General features: G+C 65.4%; 16 protein-coding genes. 11 read left to right on the forward strand and 5 right to left on the reverse strand.

Going from position 1 to position 15,399, the window contains the following annotated elements:
- Window positions 1–6: 6 nt before the first annotated feature.
- Window positions 7–1,428: a DUF1254 domain-containing protein gene (locus AC6UUM_RS06185; protein WP_500804459.1), complete on the reverse strand. Its 1,422-nt coding sequence runs from the start codon at window positions 1,426–1,428 to the stop codon at window positions 7–9.
- A gap of 94 nt (window positions 1,429–1,522) precedes the next feature.
- On the opposite strand from AC6UUM_RS06185, the gene AC6UUM_RS06190 reads away from it, so the two are divergent.
- Both AC6UUM_RS06190 and AC6UUM_RS06195 read left to right on the forward strand, forming a co-directional pair.
- The gene (locus AC6UUM_RS06190) at window positions 1,523–2,698 is read left to right on the forward strand and encodes an acetyl-CoA C-acetyltransferase (protein ID WP_500804460.1); all 1,176 of its coding nucleotides are present in this window, start codon (window positions 1,523–1,525) and stop codon (window positions 2,696–2,698) included.
- Between the two features lie 145 nt (window positions 2,699–2,843).
- Complete coding sequence (locus tag AC6UUM_RS06195) at window positions 2,844–3,743, forward strand: crotonase/enoyl-CoA hydratase family protein (RefSeq protein WP_500804920.1); 900 nt, start codon at window positions 2,844–2,846, stop codon at window positions 3,741–3,743.
- A gap of 30 nt (window positions 3,744–3,773) precedes the next feature.
- Here AC6UUM_RS06195 and AC6UUM_RS06200 read toward each other — a convergent pair whose 3' ends face one another.
- Window positions 3,774–4,109, reverse strand: coding sequence for a GntR family transcriptional regulator (locus tag AC6UUM_RS06200; RefSeq protein WP_500804461.1), 336 nt, complete (start codon window positions 4,107–4,109; stop codon window positions 3,774–3,776).
- A gap of 91 nt (window positions 4,110–4,200) precedes the next feature.
- Window positions 4,201–5,304: an NAD(P)-dependent alcohol dehydrogenase gene (locus AC6UUM_RS06205; RefSeq protein ID WP_500804462.1), complete on the reverse strand. Its 1,104-nt coding sequence runs from the start codon at window positions 5,302–5,304 to the stop codon at window positions 4,201–4,203.
- 127 nt (window positions 5,305–5,431) lie between these two features.
- Between AC6UUM_RS06205 and AC6UUM_RS06210 the strand changes: the two genes are divergently transcribed.
- From AC6UUM_RS06210 to AC6UUM_RS06240, 7 genes are all read left to right on the forward strand, one after another.
- Entirely contained in the window at window positions 5,432–5,674 is a 243-nt protein-coding gene (locus tag AC6UUM_RS06210; RefSeq protein ID WP_500804463.1) for an exodeoxyribonuclease VII small subunit, read from the forward strand.
- A 13-nt stretch (window positions 5,675–5,687) separates the two neighbouring features.
- Window positions 5,688–6,587 carry a polyprenyl synthetase family protein gene (locus tag AC6UUM_RS06215; RefSeq protein WP_500804464.1) on the forward strand — a complete coding sequence of 300 codons (900 nt, stop codon included), beginning with the start codon at window positions 5,688–5,690 and terminating at the stop codon, window positions 6,585–6,587.
- Window positions 6,588–6,599: 12 nt separating this feature from the next.
- On the forward strand, window positions 6,600–7,100 hold the full coding sequence (coaD, locus tag AC6UUM_RS06220) for a pantetheine-phosphate adenylyltransferase (RefSeq protein ID WP_500804465.1): 501 nt from the start codon (window positions 6,600–6,602) through the stop codon (window positions 7,098–7,100).
- On the forward strand, window positions 7,100–7,840 hold the full coding sequence (locus AC6UUM_RS06225) for a peptidylprolyl isomerase (RefSeq protein WP_500804466.1): 741 nt from the start codon (window positions 7,100–7,102) through the stop codon (window positions 7,838–7,840). Before coaD ends, AC6UUM_RS06225 begins: the two co-directional genes overlap by 1 nt.
- Before the next feature lie 39 nt (window positions 7,841–7,879).
- A complete protein-coding gene (gene queA, locus AC6UUM_RS06230; protein WP_500804467.1) occupies window positions 7,880–8,962 on the forward strand; it encodes a tRNA preQ1(34) S-adenosylmethionine ribosyltransferase-isomerase QueA in 1,083 nt (360 codons plus the stop codon).
- Complete coding sequence (gene greA, locus AC6UUM_RS06235) at window positions 8,959–9,450, forward strand: transcription elongation factor GreA (protein WP_500804468.1); 492 nt, start codon at window positions 8,959–8,961, stop codon at window positions 9,448–9,450. Before queA ends, greA begins: the two co-directional genes overlap by 4 nt.
- Before the next feature lie 105 nt (window positions 9,451–9,555).
- Entirely contained in the window at window positions 9,556–12,147 is a 2,592-nt protein-coding gene (locus AC6UUM_RS06240; protein ID WP_500804469.1) for a TonB-dependent receptor plug domain-containing protein, read from the forward strand.
- A 57-nt stretch (window positions 12,148–12,204) separates the two neighbouring features.
- Here the strand turns inward: AC6UUM_RS06240 and AC6UUM_RS06245 are convergent, their stop codons facing one another.
- Both AC6UUM_RS06245 and AC6UUM_RS06250 read right to left on the reverse strand, forming a co-directional pair.
- Window positions 12,205–12,564, reverse strand: coding sequence for a hypothetical protein (locus tag AC6UUM_RS06245; protein WP_500804470.1), 360 nt, complete (start codon window positions 12,562–12,564; stop codon window positions 12,205–12,207).
- Between the two features lie 21 nt (window positions 12,565–12,585).
- Window positions 12,586–13,470, reverse strand: coding sequence for a hypothetical protein (locus AC6UUM_RS06250; RefSeq protein WP_500804471.1), 885 nt, complete (start codon window positions 13,468–13,470; stop codon window positions 12,586–12,588).
- A gap of 108 nt (window positions 13,471–13,578) precedes the next feature.
- Between AC6UUM_RS06250 and mgtE the strand changes: the two genes are divergently transcribed.
- Window positions 13,579–14,988: a magnesium transporter gene (gene mgtE, locus AC6UUM_RS06255; protein ID WP_500804472.1), complete on the forward strand. Its 1,410-nt coding sequence runs from the start codon at window positions 13,579–13,581 to the stop codon at window positions 14,986–14,988.
- Complete coding sequence (locus AC6UUM_RS06260; protein WP_500804473.1) at window positions 14,988–15,398, forward strand: DUF1489 family protein; 411 nt, start codon at window positions 14,988–14,990, stop codon at window positions 15,396–15,398. Before mgtE ends, AC6UUM_RS06260 begins: the two co-directional genes overlap by 1 nt.
- The last annotated feature ends 1 nt before the right edge of the window (window position 15,399 follow it).

A 15,399-nucleotide genomic window follows, 5' to 3' on the forward strand; every position in this document is an offset into this window, starting at 1 on the left:
CCCCGCTCATGGAATCATCTCGTCTTCGATCACCGGCGGCAGCCGCACGCTGCCATCCAGCAGGCCGGCGCCAGGCAGATAGGCGCGGAACATCAGCACGAACGGGCCCTTGGGCGCCGGCAGCCAGTTCACCACGCGCTCGCCCGATGGCTTGCCGTTCTGGATGAACAATTCGATGCTGCCATCCGGGTTGGGCCGCAAATGCCGCGAGCGGTTGCCCACCGCAAAGCGATCGAGCGCGTTGGGCACGAAGAACAGCCGGCCATCGTCTTCCTGTTGGTACATGGTCAGCGACCAGAAGCCGCCCACCGGCAGCCCGCCGGGGATGCGCAACCGCCAGCTCTTGTCCCCGGTCAGGGGGCGGCCCTCGTTATCGGTGCGCGCCGACACATAGATGGCCTCCACCCGAGGCAGCGCCGCCAGCCCGCCCAGCGCCACCAGGCTGCGCAGATCATCATCATCGCCATAAAGCGCGATGTTGAACGGCGGGTAGGTCCAGCCATTGATGCCGCCGCCGGCCATCAGCCCGCCCTTCAGTTCGGCGATCAGCGCCGGCAGGCTGTCGTTCCACAATTTCTGCTGTTCGGGCGTCAGATTATCCCAGGCCTGGCCGATGCCTTGATCGGCAAAGTTGCGCGCCCGTGCCACCAGCAGATCGTCGCCCGATCGCGCGACGGCGGCGTTCACCGTGGCGAGGAACGCCTTGCCATCGGGCATGGCCGGAACCTGCAAGTCCAGCGGCGTCGCGCCGGCGACCGCCGACAGGGTGAAGCGCGTCAGCCCATCGGCGGCCGCTGCCAGATCCTCCGGTCCATTCACCACCACCCGCACCAGCAGCCAAGCATCGTTGCTCTGGCTTTGCACCTTCTCCACGCCGGCTGGCAGATCGCCGCGCCAGCCGGGGCCGACGATGGCATAGCGCCCGCCATTGCTGCCCACCGATCGGGTCCCGAGCAGCGCGTTCACATCGCTTGTGATGCTCATCAGCGATGCCGAATGATAGCGCGCCAGCGGCGGCATGGTGAAAAACACCGGGCCCTGGGACAGATCGAGCCAGGCCGAGCCATAGAGCGTGTCGTTGTTGGGCGTCGTGATCTCACGCGTGGTTGCATCGGCGAGGGTGACGCGCGGGATCAGCGCGTTGACCCCGGTACCAAAGCCGGCCTCGGCAATGCGGCCCAACTGCAGCTGGCGGGTGCGCAACATTTCATAGGGGGCAAAGCCGAAGCGGAAGGCCCGGCGCAGCGCGCGGACTTCCGGCGTATCGGGCAGGGGCGCAACCACGGCCGGTGCGGGCTTGGCGGCGGGCTTGGGCGCCGGCTTGGCTGCCACCTTCGCTGCCACCACAGGCTTTTTCACCGGCGGGGCCGCGTCAGCCGGCGCGCCAAGCGCCAACAGCGCCGCAATCATTCCCAAATGGCGGCGCATGGTCCGTCCTCCCTGATCATTTTGCCCGTCAATGCCCAAGGGCTGCGCGCGCGTAAAGTAGCGCAGAACGAATCGCATGTCCGGGAGACACAAGATGAGCGAAGCCTATATCGTTGCCGCCAAGCGCACCGCCGGTGGCCGGCGCGGCGGCCTGCTGCGCGATTGGCACCCCGCCGATCTCGCCGGCAAGGTGCTCGATGCACTGGTGGATGAAACCGGCGTCGATCCGGCGCTGATCGAAGACGTCATCATGGGCTGTGTCGGCCAGGGCGGCCAGCAGAGCACCAACGTGGCGCGCAACGCCGTGCTGTCGTCGAAACTGCCCGAATCCGTGCCGGGGACGTCGGTGGACCGCCAGTGCGGGTCCAGCCAGCAGGCCATCCATTTCGCCGCCGCCACGGTGATGAGCGGCCAGATGGACGTGGTGATCGCCGCCGGTGTCGAATCGATGACGCGCGTGCCGATGGGCATGACGGTCAGCCTGCCGGCCAAGGCCGGGATGGGCATGCCCTATGGCGAGGGCATGGCCGCACGCTATCCGGGCATCCAGTTCAGCCAGTTCACCGGCGCCGAGATGATCGCCGAGAAATATGGGCTGACCAAGGACATGCTCGATGAATTTGGCTATGAAAGCCAGATCCGCGCCGCGCGCGCCGCAAAGGATGGCTCGTTCGCGGGCGAAATCGTGCCCATCGACGTGACCACCCATGATGGCGCGCCTCACCGCCACATCCAAGATGAAGGCATCCGCTTTGACGTGTCGCTCGAAGGCGTGCGCGGCGTGAAGCTGATCAACCCCGATGGCGGCCGGCTGACGGCGGCGACCAGCAGCCAGATCTGCGACGGCGCGTCCGGCGTGCTGATCGTCAACGAACGCGGACTGAAGGCTCTGGGCGTCAAGCCCCTGGCGCGCATCCACACCATGACCGTGGTCGGCGAAGACCCGGTGATCATGCTGGAAGCGCCGATCGGGGCGACCAAGAAGGCCCTGCAGCGCGCCGGCATGTCGATCGGCGATATCGATCTTTATGAGGTGAACGAGGCGTTTGCGTCGATCCCGATGGCCTGGCTGCAAGTGCTCGGCGCCGATCATGCGCGGCTGAATGTGAACGGCGGCGCGATTGCGCTGGGCCACCCGCTGGGGGCTTCCGGCACCAAGCTGATGACGACGCTGGTGCATGCGCTGCACGCGCGCGGCAAGCGCTGGGGCCTGCAGACGATGTGCGAAGGCGGCGGGCTGGCCAATGTGACGATTGTCGAGGCGTTGTAAGCCGGGGAAGACCCACCCCCAACCCCTCCCGCAAGCGGGAGGGGGTAGATTGCGCATGAACCGACCGGCTCCCCTCCCGCTTGCGGGAGGGGCTGGGGGTGGGAAAACCGGCAAGCACGCACCGTCGTCAATAAAGGAATTCATGATGACCTACACCCAGATCGCCCTCGACATCGACGGCCCAGTCGCCACCATCACCCTCGACCGGCCGGAGAAATTGAACGCCTTCACCGGCGTCATGATGGCCGAAATCATCGCCGCCTTCGACGAGACGGACGCGAACGACCAGGTGAAGGCGGTGATCGTCACCGGCCGCGGCCGCGCCTTCTGCGCCGGCGCAGACCTCAGCGCCGGGGCGGCCACCTTCGATTATGAGAAACTCGGCGGCGCGCGCAGTGCCAGCCCGATCGGTGAGGATGGCAGCATCGACTGGCATCATCCTGCCACGCGCGACGGCGGCGGCCAGATGACGATGCGCATCTTCCGCAGCCTGAAACCGGTGATCGCCGCTGTGAACGGTCCGGCGGTCGGCATTGGTGCCACCATGCAATGCGCGATGGATTTCCGGATGGCCAGTGATACAGCGCGCTTCGGATTCGTCTTCGCGCGGCGCGGGATTGTGCCGGAGGCCGGATCGAGCTGGTTCCTGTCCAAACTCGTCGGCCTGCCGCAGGCGCTGGAATGGTGCATGACCGGCCGGGTGTTCGATGCCGCCGAAGCCGAAAAGGGCGGCCTGACCCGCTCCACCCATGCCCCGGACGATCTGTTGCCGGCAGCGCGGGCGCTGGCGCTGGAGATTGCCGAGAATACCGCGCCGGTCTCAGTGGCGCTGACCCGGCAGATGCTGTGGCGCATGGCCGGTGCGCCCAGCCCATGGGATGCGCATCGGCTGGATTCGAAGATGGTTTATATGCGCGGGCGTTCCGGCGATGCGAAGGAAGGCGTCGTCAGCTTCCTGGAAAAGCGCAAACCCGAATATCCCGACACGGTGAGCCAGGACATGCCGGCAGAGGTGTTTCCGTGGTGGTCGGAGGAGCGCTGGTAAATATCGCCGTTACAGCGGCGAGGGCAAGGCTCAGGCCTTTTCGAGCAGTTCGGCGGCATCCAGCCCCAGCCGGTTGATCCGCGCCATCACGCGCGGCCATTCCTCGGTCAGGAACTGCTCGCGCTCCTGGGTCAGCAGGCTGTTCATCGCGCCTTCGGCGGCAAACAGGCCAACGCCCTTTCGCGCCCGCACCAGGCCGGTGGCTTGCAGATCCTGATAGGCCTTGGCGACGGTGAGCGGGTTGACGCCGGCTTCGGCGGCCAGCGCCCGCACTGATGGCAGCATGGCACCATCACCCAGCGTCAGGATGCGCTCGACAATCACGTCGCGGATCTGGCGGTAAATCGGGCGGTCTGGGGTGAACATCACTGTGGTATGGGGCCAGCACAGCCGCAGGTCAACCGTGTTAACCATGTATACCACAGGCTATTGGCGTTTTGCCTGCCAGAATGTCGCTTCAATCCAGGATCAGCACCGGTTTCACCACGCGGCCCGCCGCCATGTCTGCCACGGCCTCGTTGATGGCGATCAGCGGATATTCGCGGATCAGCGGCGCGTGATTGAAGCGGCCGGCGATGTGGCGGCCGATCAGCCAGGGAATGAAGGCCTGGGGATCGGCATCGCCCTCCACCGCGCCCCGGATGGCCCGACCGCCCAGCAACGTATTGGGATTAAACGTGATTTCGGTGCCGGGCGCGGTCACCGCCAGCATCGCCAGCTCGCCGCGGCTGGCCAGCGCCTCCAGCCCGCCGCGCACCACCGCCGAGACGCCGGTGGTATCGACAATGCGATCGACGCCGGTGGCGCAGATGGCGCGCAGCGCGGCCGCCAGATCCTGGCCATCCGCCAAGATCGTGTGCGTCGCGCCCAGCTGCCGCGCCAGATCAAGTCGCGCCGCCACCCGATCCACCGCGATGATAGTGTGGCAACCACGATCCACCGCCGCCAGCAGCGCCGCCAGGCCGACCGAGCCCGCGCCGAGCACCGCAAACGACTGCTGCGCCTGCACATCCAGCGTGTTGTAGGCGGTACCGGCACCGGTTTGCAGCCCGCAGCCGAACGGCGCCAGCAGCGCGAAGGGCACGTCTGCCGTCACCTTCACCGTGTTGCGCGCATAGGCGATGGCGTGGGTGGCAAAGCTGGATTGGCCGAAGAAGCCGCCATAGACCGGCGCGCCCGCCAGCGTGAACGGCGCCCGGCCGTCCGAAAGTACGCCGGCATAGTTCAACATCATGAAATTGCTGCAGTACTGCGGGTGATCGTGGCTGCAATTGTTGCACGCGCCGCAGCTGGCATAGCTCAGCACCACGCGGTCGCCGGGCGCCACGTTGGTCACACCGTCGCCCACCGCCAGCACCGTGCCGGCGCCTTCGTGGCCCAGCACCTGCGGCAACGGTGTGCCTTGCTCGTACCGTTGCACGCCGACGTCGGTGAAGCAAATGCCGCACGCCGCCAGCCGCACCAGCACTTGCCCCGGCCCCGGATCGGCGAGTTCCAGGGTTTCGAGGCTGTAGGGTCCGCCGCGTTGGCGCAATACGGCGGCGGTGGTCGTGGTGGTCATGGCTGTTCTCCCGTTCTGCCGCCATCATCGCGCCACCCCCGGCCAAACGCCAGCCGCCATTGGTGCGAGGAAGGGCCGTTGCAGACTGGCTTGACCCCGGACGCGCGCCCGTTCAATTACGGCCACGATGGACAGCATTGCCGCACCCCCGCCGACCTTCGAGGCCGCATTGAAGCGGCTGGAGGATATCGTGCGCCAGCTGGAGTCCGGCGAACTCAGCCTCGATGCCTCGATCAGCCTGTATGAAGAAGGCCAGGGCCTGAAAGGCCTGTGCGAGGCGCGGCTGGCCGATGCCCGCATGCGCATCGAGCAGATCCAGCAAAGCGCCGCCGGTGAAGCCGCCGGCACCCGCCCGTTTGATGCCCAGTAAAGGCGCCGCCGCGATGGTCCCCGCTCCGTTGATGCTGAAACCGGCGCTCGATGCCATCGGCAAGGCCATTGATCAGCGCTTCGATCGCCTGCTGGCGGTGCCCGACGACAGCCGCGCCCGCCTGTATGAAGCGATGCGCCACGCGGTGATCGGCGGCGGCAAGCGCATGCGGCCGTTGCTGGTGGTGGCGGCCTGCGATCTGTTCCAGGTGCCGCGCGAACGCAGTTTGCGGGTCGCGCTGGCGATCGAATGCATCCATTGCTACAGCCTGATCCACGACGATCTGCCCTGCATGGACGATGATGATCTGCGCCGCGGCAAGCCGACCGTGCATATCGCCTTCGACGAAGCGACCGCCGTTCTGGCCGGCGATTGCCTGCACGATCTGGCCTTTGAAATCCTCGCCGATCCCGCCACCCATGATGATCCGCAGGCGCGGCTGGAACTGATCACGCAATTGGCGATCCAATCCGGCCCGGAAGGCATGGCCGGCGGCCAGATGATGGATCTGGTGGCCGGCGATGTCATCTATGATCTGGCCGGCATCACCCGGCTGCAACAGTTGAAAACCGGCGCGCTGATCGTCTGGTGCCTGGAGGCCGGCGCCATCATGGGCCGCGCCACCGACGCCGAGAAGAAATCCTTGCGCGGCTATGCCCGCGATCTGGGCCTCGCCTTCCAGATTGCCGATGATCTGCTCGATGTCGAAGGCACGTCGGCGAAAACCGGCAAGGCGGTGCAGAAGGATGCGGCGGCCGGCAAGGCGACTTTCGTGTCGCTGCTCGGGCTGGAGCGCGCCCGTGATCAGGCCAGCGCGCTGATCGATCAGGCCATCGGCCAATTGTCGGGCTTTGGCCCGGAGGCGGACTTGCTGCGGGCCATTGCGCGCTTCGCGGTCGAACGTGACCGGTAAGGAGCCGCAATCATGACGCGCATCGGTGTTTATCCCGGCACGTTCGATCCCATCACCCTGGGCCATATGGACATCATCCGGCGCGGCGCGCGGCTGGTGGATCGGTTGGTGATCGGGGTGGCCACCAACCCGTCGAAATCGCCGATGTTCACCCTGGCCGAACGCAAGGCGCAGATCATCCGCGAGACGGCGGATATTCCCAATGTCGAAGTGGCCGATTTCGATGAGCTGCTGATGTCGTTTGCCGAGCGCCTGGGGGCCACGGTGATCGTGCGCGGCCTGCGCGGTGCCGGCGATTTCGAATATGAATTCCAGATGACCGGCATGAATCGCGCCTTGAATGACGATATCGAGCAGGTTTTTCTGATGGCCGATGTGGCATTGCAGCCGATCGCTTCACGTCTGGTCAAGGAAATCGCGGTCTATGGTGGCGACATCCGCAAATTCGTGCCGCACGCCGTGGCCGCCGATGTGGTGGCCCGCGTGCAGCAGACCGGGATGAAGGGCCAGTGATGCGATTTTCGATACTGTTTGCCGTGGCGTTGCTGACTGCCACGTCTGCGCTGGCGCAGCAGGCGCCGCGCGTCGATCCCAAGGATCTGAAGGCACCGCCCAAGCTGCCGCAGATGGCAGCGCCGTCCAACCTGCAGGGCATGATCGCACAGGTCAGCGAGGAGAATGTCCTGTTGCTCGATCTGGCCTCGGGCGGCCGTGTGAAGATCATCATGCGCCCGGATGTGGCGCCCAAGCATATTGATCGCATCCGCACGCTGGTGCGCCAGGGTTTTTATGATGGCACGGTCTTCCACCGCGTCATCGACGGCTTCATGGCGCAGGGCGGTGATCCGACCGGCACCGGCACCGGTGGATCGAAGCTTGAGGATCTGAAGGCTGAATTCAACGATCTGCCGCATGTGCGCGGTGCCGTCGCCATGGCACGCGCGCAGGGTGAGGACAGCGCCAACAGCCAGTTCTACATCGTGCTGATGCCGACGCTGAAGCTGGATCGCAACTACACGGTGTGGGGCCGGGTGGTCGAAGGCATGAAGTGGGTGGACGGCATCGAAAAGGGCGAACCGCCGGACAGCCCGACCCGCATCCTCAAGGCCAGCATCGCCGCCGACAAGGTGCCGCCGCCGGACTTTGCCGCGCTGAAGCCGGCCGCCAGCGCGATTCCGGCCGGAGCGCTGAATCTGCCGCCGCCCACATCAAGCAAGCCGCCCGTGGTTTCAGGGCCGACCCCGCCGCGCTGATTTCCTTCCCCCTTCCTCCATCAAAGGGCTGTTCCCCCAATGATGACTGATCTGTTGGTTTCCGATTTCGAATTCGATCTGCCGCCTGAATCCATTGCGCTGCGCCCCGTCAGCCCACGCGATTCGGCGCGGCTGCTCAGTGTGACCGGGCGCGATGTTGGCGCACTCGGCGATTTCGGTTTTCTCGATCTGCCGCGGCTGTTGCGGGCCGGCGATGTGCTGGTGGTCAACGACACCCGCGTCATCCCGGCGCAACTGTTTGCCACGAAGGGGGAGGCCGCCATCGGCGTCACCCTGCACAAGCGCGAAGCCGCCAACCGCTGGTGGAGCTTCGTCAAGAACGCCCGCCGGCTGCGGGCCGGCGATGTCATCGATTTCGGCCAGGGCAGTGTCGCCCTGTCCGGCACCGTGCTCGAAAAAAGCGGTGACGGCGTGCTCTGGCAATTCGATACCGACGGCGCAGCGCTGGAAACCGCGCTGCACGCCGTCGGCCAGATGCCGCTGCCGCCCTATATCGCCCGGCGGCGCGGCATCGATGCTGCCGATCTGGCCGATTACCAGACGCTGCACGCCGCCAAGGATGGCGCGGTGGCGGCGCCCACCGCCGGCCTGCACTTCACGCCGCGCCTGTGGGACGCGCTGGCTGCTGCCGGCATCGGCCGCGAAACCGTGACGCTGCATGTCGGCGCCGGTACCTTCCTGCCGGTGAAGGCGGATCGCGTTGCCGATCACCAGATGCACGCCGAATGGGGCAGCATCGATGCGGAAACCGCACAGCGCCTGAACGCGGCGCGGGCCGCTGGTGGCCGGATCATCCCGGTCGGCACCACCAGCTTGCGCCTGCTTGAATCCGCGGCCGGCGACGATGGCGTGATCCAGGCGTTTACGGGCGACACCGCCATCTTCATCCATCCAGGCTATCGCTGGCGCGCGGTGGACGGCCTGATCACCAATTTCCACCTGCCGAAGTCGACCCTGTTCATGCTGGTCAGCGCCATGATGGGGCTGGACGTGATGCGCCGCGCCTATGCCCATGCCATCGCCAGCGGCTATCGTTTCTATTCCTACGGCGATGGCAGCCTGTTGTTGCCCGGATCGGGCGCGGGCAGGAATCCGCAATGAGTGTAGCCTTCACCAAGGAATCCGACGCCGAAGCCGTCGCTGCCGACCTGCCCGACCGGCCGATCCCGGCGCATGCCAATCTGGTGACGCCGCGCGGCTTGGCGCACATCGATGCCGAATTGAGCGCGGCGCGCGCCGCCTATGCTGCGGCGCAGGCTGGCGATGCGATCAGCGCCGATCGCACCGCCATGGCCCGTGCCACCCGCGACCTGCGCTATTGGTCGGCGCGCCGGGCTTCGGCGCAGCTGATCGCGGTGCAGCCTGCCGGGGAAACCGTGGTGTTCGGCAACCGTGTCAGTCTGGAACGCCCCGACGGTCGCGTGCACAGCTTTGCCATCGTCGGCGATGACGAAGCTGATCCGACGGCGGGCCCGGAGTCCGCCAGCGTCTCCTATGTCGCGCCGCTGGCGCGCGCGCTGATCGGCAAGGGGCTGGGCGATATGGTGACGCTGGCTGGCCAAGAGGTGGAGATCGTCGCGATCAATTGAATCGCGGGTGAGACAATAGAGCCCTTGCAATTACCGCTCCGAAAGACGAGGAAACCCGACCAAAAAATCGAATTCTGCATAAATCAGGCTTTCGGGGGGAACACCGTGACAACATCGAAACTTTACCTTGCCATGCTGCTGGCCGGGACCACCGCCTTGACGCCGGCCGTCGCGCAGACTGCAAATCCGGCACCAGCTGCTGCACCTGCAGCAAGTGAAGAAGCCGAACCGGCTGCCGAAATCCTGGTGGTCGGCTCCCGCGGGCGGGCGCGCACTGATGTCGATCGGCCGGTGCCGGTCGATGTGGTCGGTGCCCCGGAACTGCGCGCCACCGGCCAGACCGATCTGGGCCAGCAGTTGCAGTTCACCTCGCCGTCGTTCAACTCGGCCAAATATGGCGTCAATGGCGCCACCAACTATGCCGATCCGGCGTCGCTGCGCGGCCTTGGCCCCGATCAGGTGCTGCTTCTGATCAACGGCAAGCGCCGGCACCAGTTTTCGGCGCTGAACCTCAACGTCGCGCCGGGTCGCGGTACCGTGGTCAGCGATCTGAACGCGATTCCCTCGGCCGCCATCAAGCGTATCGAAGTGTTGCGTGACGGTGCTGCCGCGCAATATGGTTCGGATGCGATCGCCGGGATCGTCAACCTCGTGCTCAACGATGGCGCCGAAGGCGGCACGGCCGATGTGACGGCCGGGATCTTCCGCGAAGGCGACGGCGAAACCTATCGTGCCGCGTTCAACCATGGCTTCCGCCTGGGCGGTGAGGGCGGGTTCTTCAACTACACGTTGGAGTATTTCAATTTTGCCGGCACCAACCGGTCCGATACGTTCGACGGCGCGCTGTATCCGGCTACGCCGGCCAACTATGGCACCACAGGCCCGACGGTCAATTTCCCCTACACCACCGCCAATCCGCGCGTTGATCGCGGCGTGTATCCGACCACGCCGTTCGTGGTCGGCAATTTCGGCGCCAACAAGAACATCACTTATCAGGCGTTCTTCAACAGCCAGCTGCCGATCAGCGAAACCACCAATCTCTATGCTTTTGGCGGCTATTCGCAGAAGGATATCACGGCCTTCGGTTTTTTCCGTTCGGCCGCGAACTTCGCCAATTCCACCCTTAGCATTTTCCCTGATGGCTATGTTCCGGTGATCCCCGGCACGTCGAAGGATTATTCGGGCGTTGTCGGCCTCAATCACGAAACCGGTGGCGGACTGAAGCTTGATTTTTCAGTGGGTTATGGCCACAACGAGCTTGATCAATCGATCTTCAACACGCTCAATCCGTCGCTGGGCACGGCATCACCCACCAGCTTCTATGTCGGCCGCACCAATTTCGGCCAGTACATCGCCGAATTCAACGGCAGCAAAAGCTTTGATGGCATTGGCGGCATGAAGGGTGTGAACATCGCCTTCGGGTTGCAGGCGCGGCGCGATGATTTCCGCGTGATGCGCGGCGATGTGGCCTCTTATGCCACCGGCCCGCTGGCGGCATCGGGCAAGTTCATCGGTTCCAGCGCCCGCCCCGGCATTGCCGATCGCGACGAAATCGACATTGCCCGCGAAAACTATGCCGGCTTCGTCGATGTGGAACTCGATATCAGCGACGCCTTCCTGGTGGCAGCGGCGCTGCGCTATGAAAACTACAGCGATTTCGGTGGCAACGTGTCGGGCAAGCTCGCCGCGCGCTACAAGATCACCGACAGTTTCGCGGTCCGCGGCTCGTACAACCGGGGTTTCCGGGCCCCGTCCCTGGCGCAGATTGGCAACCGGGTGCTCACCTCCACGGCGCAGAACAATGTCGTCGTGCAGACGCAGCAGGTTTCCAGCGATGATCCCCGCCTGGTTACATTGGGCGTGGAGCAGCCGCGCGCCGAAATTTCCAACGGCTTCAGCGCCGGCCTGACGGGTGATTTCGATGACGTGCTGGGCGGACAGATCACCACCACGCTGGATGTGTATCTGATCGACATCAAGGATCGCATCACCATCAGCCAGGGCCTGCGAACCGCCGATTTCCCAGCCATCCGCGCGCTGTTCCCCAGCAACAATGAAATCTCCTTCTTCACCAATCAGATCGACACGCGCACCAAGGGGATTGATTTCGTCGCCACTTATCGCACGCGGCTGGGTGAGGATTGGCGCCTTGATGCCAGTGTGGCGGCCTCGCACAATCCCACCAAGGTTCGCCGCCAGCGCCCGACCCCGGCCCCAATCCTGGTCGGCGCCACCGCGCGCGGCCAGAGCCTGCAACTGCTCGACCAGACGTCGATTGAGCTGATCGAAGTCGCCATCCCGCAGACGAAGGTGCTGGGCAGCGTCACGGTCGGTTACAAGAATGTCACCGTGAATGCGCGCGGCACCTATTTCGGTTCGGTCAAGGCGTTCAGCACCGGCCTGTCCGCGCAGGATCCGAACGTGGCATGTGACGCCGCCGCCCGCTGCGTGCAGACCTTTGCCGCCAAGGCGATCTTCGATCTGAGCGCCAGCGTGAAACTGCTCGACAATTTGAACATCACGCTGGGTGCCAACAATATCTTCAACACCTATCCCGACAAATACAACAACCGTCGGGACGGTTTTGTGGGTGAAGCGGCCTCCTATTCGAACGGCCAGGTGCCTTATTCGCGCAATTCCAACCAGTTCGGGTTCAACGGCGCCTATTATTACCTGAGCGCGGCGTTCAGCTTCTGATCCGTCAGGAGCTGTTGAAACGGGGCAGGTCGCGCGCGCGATCTGCCCTGTTCGACCTCAAGCGTTCATCGCCCAGTTGGCGAGCAACAGGAAGGCCGTGCCGCCGATGGTGGCGTGGGCCAGCAGCGCCGGGCCGATGATGTCGGGGCGCGGCTTGGCCATGATGCCGGCGAACAGGCCGGAGACCACGGCGAGGCCGAGCAGCACCAGCGCGATCTTGATGTCATCGCCCAGCGGATTGGCCCCGCGGTTCAGCTTGCTGGCCAGCATCACCACCTCCAGCCCGCCAAAGCCGGTGAGAAAATGGATGGCCTGCACGGCCTTGGGTGGGCGCTTGCTGCTGAGAAAATACCAGCCGAGCACCAGCCCCAGTGAAACCGTGGTGCCATAGATGATGATCGGCAACCAGACCTGCATAAGCGCCCCCCTCTCAGGCGATCATATGTCAGTGCCGGCCTGGCCGCCAGCCGGACGCAGCAGCAGCCACATGCGATATTCGCCGGCCTGGGTCAGCGCGCCGGGCTGCTGCATGATGGCGCGTTCGAGGATCTCGGTGGCGATGGGTGACAGGGCGGCACTGCCGGGCAGCGGCGCGATGGCGGTGATGCGGCCGACGCTGTCGGCGGTGACGTGGAGTTCGAGACGTATGCCCTGCGGCAGCAGCGGCAACGCCGTGATATCGCGGGCCAGTCGCGCCTGAATGCCCGGCCACGCCGGGCCGGGGCGCGCGATCGGCAGATCGGATGCGCTGGCCGGGGCTTGCTGCGGCGGGCAGGGGCTGGCGGCGCGGCTGACCACCACCGGCCACAGCCAGCCCGGCCGCCATTTCAGCGCCATGCAACCGCCGATCGTATAATCATCATAGCTGCCCGAGGTGCTGGCCAGCCCGCCGACGCCATGCACGGTCACGGCGTCACGTTCCCCCGGCACTGGCCCCAGCACTGGCGACGTGACCACCTGGTAATTCTTGCGCCCACGCCTGCCGCGCGTGACATATTTGTCGGTCACATTCAGCACGGCCTCGCGCACCGGCCCCGGTGACAGCGCCGCATTGCCGAGGTGGATCATGGTGACCGCCACCAGCACGCCGGCCAGGATCGCCAGGATCAGACCACCAAAACCCGACTTGCCGTTCGCTTGTTGCTCCGCTTGCGCCGCGGGCCAGAATTTCATGCTGCCCAATATGCCGAACACTGCTGCCGAGAGGCTGGCCCATTCCCAGCCGCCTGCCAGCGGTTCCGGCCAGGCGAACAGGATCGCCGCAAACGCGATCCCGGCCGCGCCATACAGTGGCCAGGTGGAGGATGCGCTGGTGCCGAACATGGCTGGGATGTAACGATCCGTCGCGGGCCTGCAAAGGTGGCTGCGGCGCTTTTGCCGGGCCAGCGCGCGCCGGCTGGCGCTGGCGGCGGTTGCGCGTATAACGCCTGCGTGACCGATGATGCCCGCCTGGATTATCGCGACGACGACGCGCCCGATGCCCTGCAGGAAGGGCAGTTGAGCCGTGCCTTCGTCGCCGATGTGACGGCAGCGGTGGACAGCGGTGATGTGGATGATGTGCGGGCGTTGGTGTCGCCATTGCACCCCGCCGACGTCGCCGATCTGTTTGCTGCCATTGCCAATGATCGGCGCGGGGACCTGGCGGTTGCGCTCGGCGAACTGCTCAATGCCGATGTCGTTGCCGAGCTTGATGACTATGTCCGCGATGATGTGCTCGGCGCGCTCTCGCCCGGCGAAGTCGCCGACGTCGTCACCCAGCTCGACACCGACGATGCCGTGGCGATCATCGGCGATCTGGAAGCCGACGAACAGCGCGAAGTGCTGCGCGCGCTGGCCCCCGAAGACCGCGCCGACATCGAAGCCGCGCTGAATTACCCGGAGGAATCCGCCGGCCGCCTGATGCAGCGCGATCTGGTCGCGGTGCCCGAAACCATGAGCGTCGGCGAGGTGATCGAAGCGGTGCGCACCACCATCGATCCGGCGACGGATTTCTGGGAGATTTTCGTCACTGATGCGGGCCGGCGCCCCACCGGCACCATGCGGCTGAGCTGGCTGCTCACTGCGCCGCCCGATATTTCGGTGGGTGATGTGATGAAGCGCGAGCAGACGTTGATCCCGGTCGCCATGGACCAGGAAGAAGTCGCGCTGCTGTTCCAGAAATATGCGCTGATTTCCGCGGCGGTGGTGGATGATGCCGGCAAGCTGGTCGGCGTGATCACCGTCGATGACGTGGTGCACATCATCCAGGCCGAAGCCGGCGAGGATGTGCTGAAACTGTCCGGCGCCGGCGATGGCGACATCAACGAACCGGTGTTCACCACCTATCGCACCAGGTCGCGCTGGCTGGTCGCCAATCTGGTGACGGGGCTGGTGTCGGCCAGCATCATCGGAGCGTTTTCCAACAGCATCCAGGCGCTGGTGGCGCTGGCGGCGCTGTCGCCGATCGTGGCCAGTGTCGGCGGCAATGCCGGCAACCAGACCATGGCCGTCACCGTGCGCGCGCTGGCCACCAATCAGCTGACGACCAGCAATACGCGCCGCACGGTTTGGCGTGAGATCAGGGTGGCGCTGCTCAACGGGCTGACGCTGGCGGTGCTGATGGCGATCGGCGTGACCCTGGTGTTCGGCAATGCGACGCTGGGGCTGGTGATCGCGGTGGCCATGCAGTTCAATATATTGATCGCCGGGCTGGCCGGGGTGATGGTGCCGCTGACGCTCGACCGGCTGGAGGCCGACCCGGCAGTGGCCTCTTCGGTGTTCGTGACGATGATCACCGATTCAATGGGCTTCTTCGCGTTTCTGGGTTTGGCGACGCTGGTCGGCGTCCAGTATCTGGGCTGATGTTGCATCTTACCAAAGTGGCAGTGGGCTGCCCGGACATCGAGACATTGGCGGCCCGGCAGGCGCAGTGGTGGGGCGACGGCCGTGCCGGGGCGCACACGCGCTTCATGCCGAAACGCGCCGAGGAACTGATCGGCGGTTCGATCTTTTGGATCATCGCACACCGGCTGGTGGCGCGGCAGACAATATTGTCGATTGCCATGGCCACGACGCCGTGGGGCGAAAAATGCGCCATCGAGCTGGTGCCCGGCCCGGTGGCGGTGCAGCCGCGCCCGCTGCGCGCGCATCAGGGCTGGCGCTATCTGGCCGCCGAGGACGCGCCGCCGGATTTTGTGGACGGCACCAGCGACGGCATCGAGGCGCTGCCGGCCGGGCTGGTGCGGGAATTGCAGTCGCTCTGGTTGTTGTGAC

The sequence above is a fragment of the Sandarakinorhabdus sp. genome (genome assembly GCF_987265915.1).